Origin of the sequence: Streptomyces sp. RB17 (assembly GCF_009604455.1) — a bacterium.
Taxonomy (GTDB): domain Bacteria; phylum Actinomycetota; class Actinomycetes; order Streptomycetales; family Streptomycetaceae; genus Streptomyces.
Window position 1 is genome coordinate 62,050 of the sequence record NZ_WEGL01000002.1, and the last position, 12,256, is coordinate 74,305.

General features: G+C 70.8%; 10 protein-coding genes. 2 read left to right on the plus strand and 8 right to left on the minus strand.

Translation table 11 applies throughout. The features are described 5' to 3' along the window. From opcA to tkt, 4 genes are read right to left on the minus strand one after another with little or no spacing between them, the layout of a single operon-like run. Positions 1-927 carry a glucose-6-phosphate dehydrogenase assembly protein OpcA gene (gene opcA / locus SRB17_RS07280; protein ID WP_153536037.1) on the minus strand — a complete coding sequence of 309 codons (927 nt, stop codon included), beginning with the start codon at positions 925-927 and terminating at the stop codon, positions 1-3. Beyond that, the gene (zwf, locus tag SRB17_RS07285) at positions 924-2,546 is read right to left on the minus strand and encodes a glucose-6-phosphate dehydrogenase (protein ID WP_194293940.1); all 1,623 of its coding nucleotides are present in this window, start codon (positions 2,544-2,546) and stop codon (positions 924-926) included. The genes opcA and zwf overlap by 4 nt, the downstream gene beginning before the upstream one ends. Continuing rightward, positions 2,543-3,688 (minus strand): transaldolase, encoded by a 1,146-nt coding sequence (tal, locus tag SRB17_RS07290; RefSeq protein WP_153536039.1) that lies wholly within the window; start codon positions 3,686-3,688, stop codon positions 2,543-2,545. The genes zwf and tal overlap by 4 nt, the downstream gene beginning before the upstream one ends. 31 nt (positions 3,689-3,719) lie before the next feature. Continuing rightward, positions 3,720-5,795, minus strand: coding sequence for a transketolase (gene tkt / locus SRB17_RS07295; protein ID WP_153536041.1), 2,076 nt, complete (start codon positions 5,793-5,795; stop codon positions 3,720-3,722). Between the two features lie 146 nt (positions 5,796-5,941). Here tkt and SRB17_RS07300 point away from each other — a divergent pair, with 146 nt between their 5' ends. Beyond that, positions 5,942-6,847 carry a helix-turn-helix domain-containing protein gene (locus tag SRB17_RS07300; protein WP_153536043.1) on the plus strand — a complete coding sequence of 302 codons (906 nt, stop codon included), beginning with the start codon at positions 5,942-5,944 and terminating at the stop codon, positions 6,845-6,847. 510 nt (positions 6,848-7,357) lie between these two features. After that, on the plus strand, positions 7,358-7,603 hold the full coding sequence (locus SRB17_RS07305; RefSeq protein ID WP_153536045.1) for a hypothetical protein: 246 nt from the start codon (positions 7,358-7,360) through the stop codon (positions 7,601-7,603). Positions 7,604-7,788: 185 nt separating this feature from the next. On the opposite strand, the gene SRB17_RS07310 is transcribed toward SRB17_RS07305, so the two are convergent. The 4 genes from SRB17_RS07310 to SRB17_RS07320 form a co-directional block, all read right to left on the minus strand. Beyond that, complete coding sequence (locus SRB17_RS07310) at positions 7,789-9,189, minus strand: glycoside hydrolase family 16 protein (protein ID WP_153536047.1); 1,401 nt, start codon at positions 9,187-9,189, stop codon at positions 7,789-7,791. 155 nt (positions 9,190-9,344) lie between these two features. After that, a complete protein-coding gene (locus tag SRB17_RS47500; RefSeq protein ID WP_267133415.1) occupies positions 9,345-9,476 on the minus strand; it encodes a hypothetical protein in 132 nt (43 codons plus the stop codon). Positions 9,477-9,535: 59 nt separating this feature from the next. Beyond that, a complete protein-coding gene (locus tag SRB17_RS07315) occupies positions 9,536-10,288 on the minus strand; it encodes an IclR family transcriptional regulator (RefSeq protein ID WP_323375133.1) in 753 nt (250 codons plus the stop codon). Between the two features lie 91 nt (positions 10,289-10,379). After that, positions 10,380-12,221, minus strand: a complete 1,842-nt coding sequence (locus SRB17_RS07320; RefSeq protein WP_323375134.1) for a LamG-like jellyroll fold domain-containing protein — start codon at positions 12,219-12,221, stop codon at positions 10,380-10,382. Between the last annotated feature and the right edge of the window lie 35 nt (positions 12,222-12,256).

The following is a 12,256-nucleotide window of genomic DNA, read 5'->3' on the forward strand; positions in this document are numbered from 1 at the left end:
TCAGGCGTTCTCCTTGGCGGCCTCGCCCTTGAGGGCGATGGCGTACATCTCGTCGGCGTCGAGGCGGCGCAGTTCCTCGGCGATGAGTTCGGAGGTGGGGCGGACCTTCAGGGCCAGGGTGCGCGGCGGCTGGCCGGGCAGGCTCAGCGTGGCGAGGGGGCCCTCGGGGCGGTCGATGCGGACCTCTCCGTTCTGGGTGCCCAGCCGTACGGCGGTGACGACCGGGCCGGCGGTGACCACGCGCTCCACGGACACCTTCAGGCGGGCCTCCAGCCAGCGGGCCAGGAGTTCGGCGCTGGGATTGTCCGCCTCGGCCTCGACGGCCGCCGACGTGATCGGCACGCGCGCCTGGTCCAGGGCGGCGGCCAGCATCGACCGCCACAGCGTGAGCCGGGTCCAGGCGAGGTCGGTGTCGCCGGGCGCGTAGTTGCGGGCGCGGGTGTCCAGGACCTGCATCGGCCGCTCGAACGCGTACAGGTCGGTGATCCTGCGCTGCGCGAGCGCGCCGAGCGGGTCCTCGGACGGGGCGTCGGGGGCGTCCACCGGCCACCACACGACGACGGGCGCGTCCGGCAGCAGCAGCGGCAGCACGACCGAGTCGGCGTGGTCGGACACCTCGCCGTAGGTGCGCAGCACGACCGTCTCCCCGGTGCCGGCCTCGGAGCCGACCCGGACCTCGGCGTCGAGGCGCGAGTGGGTGCGGTCGCGCAGGGTGCGGACATGCCGCTTGATGACGACCAGGGTCCGCATGGGGTGCTCGTGCGAGGCGTCCTCGGCGGCCTTGATCGAGTCGTAGGCGTTCTCCTCGTCCGTGACGATGACCATCGTCAGGACCATGCCCACGGCCGGGGTGCCGATGGCGCGGCGGCCCTGCACCAGCGCCTTGTTGATCTTGCTTGCCGTGGTGTCGGTCAGGTCGATCTTCATGGCCTGCGCCAGCTCCGTCCGTCTCGTGCGAGCATCTCGTCCGCTTCCCTCGGTCCCCAGCTGCCCGACGCGTACTGCGCCGGCCGCCCGTGCGCCGCCCAGTACTCCTCGATCGGGTCGAGGATCTTCCAGGACTCTTCCACCTCTTGATGACGGGGGAACAAATTCGCGTCACCGAGCAGCACGTCCAGGATGAGCCGCTCGTACGCCTCCGGGCTCGACTCGGTGAACGACTCGCCGTAGGCGAAGTCCATCGACACGTCCCGGATCTCCATCGAGGTGCCCGGCACCTTGGAGCCGAACCGCACGGTCATGCCCTCGTCCGGCTGGACGCGGATGACGATCGCGTTCTGCCCGAGTTCCTCGGTGGCCGTGGAGTCGAAGGGGGAGTGCGGGGCCCGCTTGAAGACCACCGCGATCTCCGTGACCCGGCGGCCGAGCCGCTTGCCGGTGCGCAGGTAGAAGGGGATGCCCGCCCAGCGGCGGTTGTCGATGCCCAGCTTGATCGCGGCGAAGGTGTCGGTCTTCGACTTCGGGTCGATGCCCTCCTCCTCGAGGTAGCCGACGACCTTCTCGCCGCCCTGCCAGGCGGCCGCGTACTGGCCGCGCACGGCGTGAGCGCCGAGGTCCTCCGGCAGCCGCACCGACTTCAGCACCTTCAGCTTCTCGGTGAGCAGCGCCTCCGCGTCGAACGCGATCGGCTCCTCCATGGCGGTGAGCGCCATCAGCTGCAGCAGGTGGTTCTGGATGACGTCACGGGCCGCGCCGATGCCGTCGTAGTAGCCGGCCCGGCCGCCGATGCCGATGTCCTCGGCCATCGTGATCTGCACGTGGTCGACGTAACTGCGGTTCCAGATCGGCTCGTACATCTGGTTGGCGAAGCGCAGCGCCAGGATGTTCTGGACGGTCTCCTTGCCGAGGTAGTGGTCGATGCGGAACACCTGGTCCGGTTCGAACACGTCGTGCACGATCGCGTTCAGCTCGCGGGCGCTGGCCAGGTCGTGGCCGAACGGCTTCTCGATGACCGCGCGCCGCCAGGAACCCTTGGGCGGGTTCGCCAGGCCGTGCTTCTTCAGCTGCTGCACGACCTTGGGGAAGAACTTCGGCGGCACAGAGAGGTAGAACGCGAAGTTGCCGCCGGTGCCGCGGGAGGAGTCCAGCTCCTCCACGGCGTCCTTCAGCTGCTTGAAGGCGGTGTCGTCGTCGAAGTCGCCGGGGATGAACCGCATGCCCTCGGCGAGCTGCTGCCACACCTCCTCGCGGAACGGGGTGCGGGCGTGCTCCTTCACGGCGTCGTGCACGAGCTGCGCGAAGTCCTGGTCCTCCCACTCGCGGCGGGCGAACCCGACGAGGGAGAAGCCCGGCGGCAGCAGACCGCGGTTGGCGAGGTCGTACACCGCCGGCATCAGCTTCTTGCGGGACAGGTCACCGGTCACACCGAAGATGACCAGCCCGGACGGGCCGGCGATCCGGGGCAGCCGGCGGTCGCGGGTGTCCCGCAGCGGGTTCTCCCAGTCGGCGGCCGGGGCCACCGGGACCCGTACCGCCTCGGGTTCGGGCGCCTCGTGCGCGGCCGTCTTCGGCGCGGGCGCCTCGGCGGCGGGGGCGTTCTCGGTCATCGGGCGTCAACTCCCTTGCTCTTCAGGGACATCGTCACGGCGTCCAGCAGTTCCTGCCAGGCCGCCGCGAACTTGGCGACGCCCTCGTCCTCCAGCTGCTGGACGACCTCGTCGTAGGAGATGCCGAGCCGCTCGACGGCGGCCAGGTCGGCGCGCGCCTGGGCGTAGCCGCCGGTCACCGTGTCGCCGGTGATCTCGCCGTGGTCGGCGACGGCGTTCAGGGTGGCCTCGGGCATGGTGTTGACGGTGCCCGGCGCGACCAGCTCGTCCACGTACAGGGTGTCCTTGTAGGCGGGGTCCTTCACCCCGGTGGATGCCCACAGCGGGCGCTGCCTGGTGGCCTTGGCAGCGGCGAGCGCGACCCAGCGCGCGGAGGCGAAGACCTCCTCGTAGGCCTCGTAGGCGAGCCGGGCGTTGGCGAGGGCCGCGCGGCCCTTGAGGGCGAGGGCCTCGTCGGTGCCGAGGGCGGTCAGCCGCTTGTCGATCTCGGTGTCCACGCGGGAGACGAAGAAGGACGCCACCGAGTGGATCGTGGAGAGGTCGATGCCGCGCTGCTGGGCCTTCTCCAGGCCGGCCAGGTAGGCGGCCATGACCTCACGGTAGCGCTCCAGGGAGAAGATCAGGGTCACGTTGACGCTGATGCCGAGGCCGATGACCTCGGTGATGGCCGGCAGGCCCGCCTCGGTCGCCGGGATCTTGATCATCACGTTGGGGCGGTCGACCAGCCAGAAGAGCTGCTTGGCCTCGGCGACAGTGGCCGCGGTGTCGTGCGCCAGACGCGGGTCGACCTCGATGGAGACGCGGCCGTCCCGGCCGTCCGTGGCGTCGTACACCTCACGCAGGACGTCGGCGGCGTCGCGCACGTCGGCCGTCGTCATCATCCGCACCGCCTCGTCCACCGTCACACCGCGCACGGCGAGGTCGGTGAGCTGCTCCTCGTAGCCCTCGCCGGAGCCGATGGCGGCCTGGAAGATCGAGGGGTTCGTCGTGACACCGACGGCGCTCCCGCTCGCCACCAGCTCGGCGAGGCTGCCCGACGTGATCCGCTTGCGCGACAGGTCGTCGAGCCAGATCGACACGCCCTCGTCGGCGAGGCGCTTGAGGGCTCCCGGGGTCGCGATTGCTTCGGTCACAGTGATCATTCTTCCTTCGGGTCGGAATCGGGCGTCGGTGTCAGGCGCGCGCCGCGGCGAGCGACTCGCGGGCAGCGGCGGCGACGTTCTCAGGGGTGAAGCCGAACTCGGCGAACAGTGTGGTCGCATCGGCGGAGGCACCGAAGTGTTCGAGGGAGACAATCCGACCTGCGTCACCCACGAACCGGTGCCACGTCAGACCGATGCCGGCCTCGACGGCGACCCTGGCCTTCACGGCCGGCGGCAGCACCCGCTCGCGGTACTCGCGCGACTGCTCCTCGAACCACTCCACGGACGGCATCGACACCACCCGCGTGCCGGTCCCCTCGGCCTCCAGCCGCTCCCGGGCGGCCACGGCCAGCTGCACCTCGGAGCCCGTCGCGATGATGATCACCTCCGGGACCTGGGTCGAGGACTCGCGCAGCACATAGCCGCCCTTGGCCGCGTCCTCGTTCGGCGCGTACACCGGCACGCCCTGGCGGGTGAGCGCGAGCCCGTGCGGGGCGGGGTTCACGGCGTGCCTCTTCAGGATCTCGGCCCAGGCGATCGCGGTCTCGTTGGCGTCGGCCGGGCGGACGACGTTCAGGCCCGGGATCGCGCGCAGCGAGGCCAGGTGCTCGACCGGCTGGTGCGTGGGGCCGTCCTCGCCGAGGCCGATGGAGTCGTGCGTCCAGACGTACGTCACCGGCAGCTGCATCAGCGCCGACATGCGGACGGCGTTGCGCATGTAGTCGGAGAACACCAGGAAGGTGCCGCCGTAGATCCGGGTGTTGCCGTGCAGGGCGATGCCGTTCATCTCCGCGGCCATGGAGAACTCGCGGATGCCGAAGTGGACGGTACGGCCGTACGGGTCGGCCTCGGGCAGCGGGTTGCCCTGCGGCAGGAAGGAGCTGGTCTTGTCGATCGTGGTGTTGTTGGAGCCGGCCAGGTCGGCGGAGCCGCCCCACAGCTCGGGGATCACCGGGCCGAGCGCCTGCAGCACCCTGCCGGAGGCGGCGCGGGTCGCGACCGACTTGCCCTCCTCGAAGACCGGGACCTTCTGCTCCCAGCCCTCGGGCAGCTCGCCCTTGGCGATCCGGTCGAAGAGGGCGGCCCGCTCCGGGGCGGTGGCCCGCCACTCGGCGATCCGCTTGTCCCAGGCGGCGTGCGCCTCGGCACCCCGGTCCAGGGCCCGCCGGGTGTGCTTCAGGACGTCGTCCTCGACCTGGAAGGCCTGCTCCGGGTCGAAGCCGAGGACGCGCTTGGTGGCGGCGATCTCCTGCTCACCGAGCGCGGAGCCGTGGGAGGCCTCGGTGTTCTGCGCGGTCGGGGCCGGCCAGGCGATGATCGTGCGCATCGCGATGATCGAGGGCCGTCCGGTCTCGGCCTGCGCGGCCTTCAGCGCCGTGTACAGGGCGGGGACGTCGATGTCGCCGTCGGCGGTGGGCTCGACGCGCTGGGTGTGCCAGCCGTAGGCCTCGTACCGCTTCAGCACGTCCTCGGAGAAGGCGGTCGCGGTGTCGCCCTCGATGGAGATGTGGTTGTCGTCGTAGAGGAAGACCAGGTTGCCGAGCTTCTGGTGGCCGGCGAGGGAGGAGGCCTCGGCGGAGACGCCCTCCTCCAGGTCACCGTCGGAGACGATCGCCCAGATCGTGTGGTCGAACGGGGAGCTGCCCGCAGGGGCCTCGGGGTCGAACAGGCCGCGCTCGTAGCGGGCCGCCATCGCCATGCCGACCGCGTTGGCGACACCCTGGCCGAGCGGGCCGGTGGTGGTCTCGACGCCGGCGGTGTGGCCGTACTCGGGGTGACCCGGCGTCTTGGACCCGTGGGTCCGGAACGCCTTCAGATCGTCCAGTTCCAGCTCGTACCCGGAGAGGAAGAGCTGCGTGTACAGGGTCAGCGAGGTGTGGCCGGGGGACAGAACGAAACGGTCCCGGCCGGTCCACTCGGGGTCGGCGGGATCGTGACGCATCACCTTCTGAAAGATCGTATACGCGGCAGGTGCCAGGCTCATCGCCGTGCCCGGGTGCCCGTTCCCCACCTTCTGGACCGCGTCGGCCGCCAGAAGACGGGCGGTGTCCACGGCACGCCGGTCCAGGTCGGTCCACTCGAAGCCATCGGATGTCTGCGTGGTCATCTTCAAGAAGTCCTCGTTCAGTGCGGGATTGCTGGCCTGACGCGTTCAAACTTAAAAGTCTGACTTTTTCGAGGAAAGGTCGGGGTGTGTCAGCCTGTGGTGAATCTGGGACAGTGATCACGCGACAGGGACGGCACGAAGAGGACATGACTGACAGAACGCCCCAAGGCGAGGGATCACGTGCCGACGGTGAGGGCATCAAGACCTTCCCCTTCCCGGCCGAGCTGGCCGTCGGCGGCGTCGGCATGCAGATCGGTCCCATGGGAACCGACCACACCTGGCACGCCGACGCCCCCCTGCACCGCGTCCACCGCATCGACTTCCACGTCGTCATGCTCTTCACCGACGGCCCCGTACGGCACATGATCGACTTCGCCGAGTACGAGGCCGGCGCCGGCGACCTGCTCTGGATCCGCCCCGGACAGGTCCACCGCTTCTCTCGCGAGGCCGTGTACCGCGGAACCGTCCTGACCATGCAGCCCGGCTTTCTGCCGCGGGCCACCGTCGAGGCCACCGGCCTGTACCGCTACGACCTGCCGCCCCTGCTGCACCCCGGCCCGGACCGGCTCGCCGCGCTCCAGGCGTCCCTGGACCAGCTGCGGCGGGAGTACGAGGACACCGCCACGCTCCCGCTCAGCCTGCACACCGCCGTCCTGAGACACACCCTCACCGCGTTCCTGCTGCGCCTCGCGCACCTCGCGGCCAGCTCCGCCGAGGCCGGCCGGCAGCACACGGACAGTACCTTCACCCGATTCCGGGACGCCGTCGAGCAGGGCTTCGCCACCAATCACAGCGTCAGCGCCTACGCCGACGCCCTCGGCTACTCCCGTCGCACCCTCGTGCGCGCCGTCCGTGCCGCCACCGGTGAGACCCCCAAGGGCTTCATCGACAAGCGCGTCGTCCTGGAGGCCAAGCGGCTCCTCGCCCACACCGACCTGCCCATCGGCCGGGTCGGGGCGGCCGTGGGCTTCCCCGACGCGGCCAACTTCACCAAGTTCTTCCATCTGCACACCGGCCAGACACCGGTCGCGTTCCGCGCGGAACTGCGCTGACGGGCTCAGGAGTCGCCGAGCCACGGCACCGCCCGGCGAGCGGACCCCTCGCCCCGCCCGCGCCGGAGACCAACACCGTGTCACCGGGCCGGAGTTGCGCCACCCGTGCAGCGGCACATCGATCTCATGGCGGCGACCCCGGCATGCCGATGCGCGGGTCGGTTCCCCCAAGGCGGCCGTCCTGCTCCGCGAGAGTGCCGTCCATCAGGACGCACCCGGGGTCGGCTTCGCGGCGGCAGATTGCGGCGGCGGTCACTCTCACGGGTGACGGCGAGCCTGGTGAGCCACCGGGCACGGGGCGGGTCGGGTGCGGCAGGGCATGAGACCAACAAGGCCAGTACGACGGCGGGTTGAGACTCCGCACAGCTCCCTCGGCGGCACGGGACGTGTCGCGGTCGGTCGAGGTGGGCGTATGCCCGGAACCGCATTCCGGTCCGCCACCTGATGGTGGCTCACCCGCTCGGATGCGCTCGGCGGGCAACTGTTCGCAAGGGTGTGCATGGTGAGTGCATGAACACTGCACCTCACCCCAAGAAGACCGTTTCCCGGATGCCGCGAGTATTCGCGGTGATGGCCGCCGTGGGCATCGCTTGCGCGGCGGGGGTGGCAACCGCCACATCCGCCGTGGCCGCGACGCCCGCCACGCACGCCGCCGCCAAGGCCTCCCCAGCCTACGGCCACGGCGGCGGTGGCGAGGGCGGGGAGCACTTCCAGTGCGGCAACGGTCTTCTCGACCTGCTCAACTTCTGTAACTGACGGACAGGCGGCGGCAGTTACTGTCCGCCGACCGCGCACCGCACAACCCCACAACCGCACAACGAAGGACGTCCATCCACCCATCCCAGGGCGGTCGGGGACAGGGCAGTATCCCTGTCCCCGACCGCCCTGCCGACCGCAACGGAGCGCCCGCGCCCACCGCTCCGGCCGGGGCGGCGAGTTGCTCAGTGCCCGAAGTCGAACCAGTTGACGTTCACGTAGTCGGCCGGCTGGCCGCTGGTGAAGGTCAGATACACGTCATGCGTGCCGGTGACCGAGCCGATGTTGGCCGGGATGGTTCGCCAGGACTGCCAGCCGCCGGTGTTGCCGACGGCGAAGCTGCCGATGGGGGCGTTGCTGCGGCTGTCCAGGCGTACCTCGACCAGTCCGCTGACGCCGTCGGCCGCGCCGCTCGCCACCCGTGCGCTGAACTGGGTGGCCGCCGTGGACCCGAAGTTCACGCCCTTGTAGAGGGCCCAGTCGCCGTTCGCGATCCAGCCGATGTCCTGGCCGCCACCGGAGTCCGTGGTGGTCTCGGTGCTGATGCCGGACTGGCTGTCGTAGGACTCGGCCTGGATGGCGCTGTAGGCGTCGCGGTTGCCGGGCGGCGGGGGAGTGGTGCCGCCGCCGCTGCCCGAGGACTGCAGGACCTGCACATAGTCGACGACCATCGGGTGGCCGGGCTCCGTGGCGCTGGTCGGGCCGCCGCCGAAGGCCCCGGGGAAGCCGCCGCCCATCGCCACGTTCAGGATGACGAAGAAGCCGTGGTTCGTGGCGTTGGCCCAGGTGGTCGCGTCCATCTGGTTGGCCGTGACCGTCTGGTAGTTGACGCCGTCGACGTAGAAGCGGATCGCCTCCGGGCTCACCGAACGGTCCCACTCCATGGTGTAGGTGTGGAAGCCCGACTGACAGGTGGTGTTGGGGCACGCCGTGGAGTTGCCGAGGCCCGAGGTCTCGTTGCACGGGCCGCCCGGGTTGGTGCCGCAGTGCATGGTGGCCCAGGTCTTGTTCAGGCCCTGGACGTTCTCCATGATGTCCAGCTCGCCGACGCTCGGCCAGTTCTGGTAGTTGCCGCGGAAAGGCGCGCCCAGCATCCAGAAGGCGGGCCAGTAGCCGGCGGCCGCGTTCCCGGTGACGTTGGGCATCTGGAGGCGGGCCTCCACGCGGAGCTTGCCGCCGGCCGGGGGCTGGAAGTCGGTCCGGGTGGTCTCGATCCGGCCGGAGGTCCAGTTGCCGGAGGCGTCGCGGCGGGGGGTGATGAGCAGGTCACCGTTGCCGTCCAGTGCCACGTTGTTCGTGCTGGAGGTCATCGACTCGACCTCGCCGGTGCCCCAGTTCGCGGCACCGCCCGGGTACGAGGTCCCGGTGTCGTACTGCCAGTCGGACGTGTTGACACCGGAGCCCGCCGCGCCGTTGAAGTCGTCCAGGAAGACCTGGCTCCAGCCCGAGGGAGGGGTGGGGGCGGTGGCGCCGGCGGGTGCGGTGGCGGCCGTGGCGACCGCCACCGCCAGGCCGAGGGTGGCGACGGCGGCGACCAGCGCGCGCCGCAGGGGGCGGGGTCTGGGTATGCCGGAGGAATCGCTCATGGGGGGCCTCTCGATGGGTACGGGGGGTGTGCGGGGGTGCCGTGAGAGCGCTCCCACGTTGGGTTGAGAGCGCTCTCAAGGTGTCGCCAATGTGCTCCCCACCCCTGCGGCCGTCAAGACATGAAACAAAGAAAGTCCTTGTTTCGCAGGGGAGTTCAGGGGGTGAAGCCTCCCGTACCCGCGCAGACCGCGCTGCCCGCCTTCCAGTCCGCCCAGGACAGATTCCGTCCGTTGAGCCCGTTGGCCGGATCGACGGTCCTCTCGCCGGAGTTCCTCACGATCACCACGTCGAGCGCTGCTTCCCCACCGCGGACCGGTTCGCCGAGCAGCGCATGCCGGGTCGCCGCTAGGGCCGCACCGGCCGCCAGCCCAGCGCCCGGGAGATCCCCCGGGCCGCCAGCCGTACCGCCGGAGCCAGCGCGGGCACCTGGGCGCCGGCCCGGGGCACCACCACCGACACCGCCGCCACCACGTCCCCGCCCGGGCCGCGCACCCCCGCCGCCACCGACAGCGCGTCCTCCGTCACCTGACGCTCACTCACCGCCACACCGGAACGGCGCACTTCGGCGAGCGTACGGCGCAGCCGCACCGGATCGGTGATCGTGTACGGCGTGAAGCCGGACAGCGGCCCGGCGCAGTACTCCTCCTGCAGGTCCGGGTCGGCATGGGCGAGGAGGGCGAGCCCGACGCCGGTGGCGTGCAGCGGCCAGCGCGCCCCGACCCGGATGTGCACGCCCACCGCGGAACGGCCCGACAGCCACTCGATGTAGACGACCTCCGTCCCGTCCCGCACCGCCAACTGCACGTTCTCGTGCGTCGCCTCGTACAGGTCCTCCAGGTACGGCAGTGCCAGCTGCCTCAGGGCCAGGCCGCGCGGCGCGAGCGCGGCCACCTCCCACAGCCGCAGCCCCACGTGGTACACACCGGACGCGTCGCGCTCCAGCGCGCCCCACGCGGTCAGGGCGCCCGTCAGCCGGTGCGCGGTGGTCAGGCTGAGGCCGGCCCGGCGGCTGATGTCGGTCAGGGACAGGGCGGGGTGGTCGTGATCGAACGCGGCGAGCACCGCCAGCAGCCGTTCGGCCGCAGACCGCTCGCTCACGTGACACCTCACCCTGTCGCCGTACGTCCCGCCCGGGATCGTAACCGACCCCGCTCCGCGAGAGGGATGTCCGTTGTGCGAGCCCGGCGCTTCAGCGCCGGGTGGCCGGCTGGGTCATGAAGGAGGTGACCGGCAGCGCTCGGGAGACGATCCGGACGTCGCCGAGCCGTCCGTGCAGGATCTGGTCGATCGTGTCGGCGTACGTGTAGCCGCCGAGCAGCCAGGGCAGACCGACGGAGGTGATGCCCACCGCGGCGGCCTTCGGGTTGCGGACGACGGGACAGCCCTCGACGTACAGGGTCGTGTGCTGTCCGTCGTTGACGACGGCGAGGTGCCACCAGGTCTCCAGCGGCGTCTCCTGGCCCCAGTTGGTGGCGATGCCCTGCTGATTGAGCGGGCGCATCGCCCACTGCGGCTCCCGGTCGTTGGACAGCGACAGCGTGGCCAGCGGTTCGTCGGGGTCGTCGGCCGTCTTGCCGGCGGCGCCGCCCGTGCCGGTCCGGCAGACGACCCCGGACCAGGCGTTGTGGTCGGGGTCCCAGTCGGCGGGCAGGCGGTAGAACGCCTCGATGGTGTAGCCCGTCTCGAACGTCGCCGAGCCGAGCGGGGCGCCGTCGACCGTCTTCAGATACGCGCCCTTCAGCGGCGACTTGTAGCCCTGGAACTCCAGGCTGCCGTGGCCGGGCTGGTCGGGGTGGTGGTCGGCCGACCAGCCGAGCGTGCCGCCGCCCACCGAGACCACGGTGAGATCGTTGCCGTGGCCGGACAGGTCGCGGACCGTGCCGGCCACCGGCGACTCGAAGCGCCAGTACGCGACCGTGCCCCGCACCAGCATCTGCGAGGCGGGCCGCGCCGGGCGGGCCGGCACCGGGTCGAAGCCGGAGAACCGGGCCGCGAAGTCGATCTCGACGGAGAAGCGGTCGGCGTCGCCGCTGAGCTCCATCTCCTGCCGCTCCAGCTCGTTGAGGCCCTTCTTGGCCCGGCCGAGGATCCACGGCGAGACCGTTTCCACGTCGATGACGTTCCGGTCCAGGTCGAAGTGGTAGAGGCGGATCATCGCCGCGCCGCCGAAGTAGCGGTTCTGGTAGTTCGTCAGGTGCAGATGCACCTCGTTGCCGGCCGCGTTCTTGCGGGTCGCCCGGCCGGCGGGCCAGTAGTGGCCGTTGAGGGTGAGGAAGATCTGGTCGTGGTCGGCGATCAGTTGGTCCCACAGCTGCTGTCCGTGGTCGGACAACTGGTCGTCCGCTACGACGAGCTCGTGCGTGGTGAGAACGACCGGCGTCCTCGGGTGCCGCGCCAGTACGTCCTTCGCCCAGGCGTACCCCTTCGCCGACAGCCGCCAGTCCAGCGCCAGCACCAGCCACTCGCGGCCGGCGGCCTTGAACAGGTGGTAGGTGTTGTAGCCGTCCGCGGAGGCGCCCCCGAACGTCGGCTTGCCCGTGAACCGCCGCGGTCCGAAGGCGTCCAGGTACGGCGTCGGGCCGCGCTGGTCGTCCGTCGACGACCGGATGTCGTGGTTACCGGCCAGGACGCTGTAGCCGACGCCCCGACGGTCGAGCAGCCCGAACGCCTCGCCGATCGCGGCGAACTCCTCCTTGGCGCCGTTCTGCGTGAGGTCGCCGAGGTGGGACAGGAAGACGATGTTCTCTTCCCTGCCGTGCTCCAGCAGATAGCGCAGCGACGCCTCGATCGGCGCCGGATCGATGTTCGGCCCGTCGAAGAGGTACTGGGTGTCGGGCATCACCGCGAGGGTGAAGCGGCGGCTCTCCGTATCGGGCCGCCAATCGCTTCCCGAGGCCGCTTCGGCGACGGCCGGCAGTGCGACCGAGGCGGTGGCGGCGGCACCCAGCAGCGCGGTGGCCCTGAGGAAACCGCGTCTTCCGGCACCGGCCTGCGCGGCCTCGCCCTGGCTGTGGTCATGCGACGTACACACGTGTGCTCCGTGAGGGGTGACGTGACGGGGAAAGG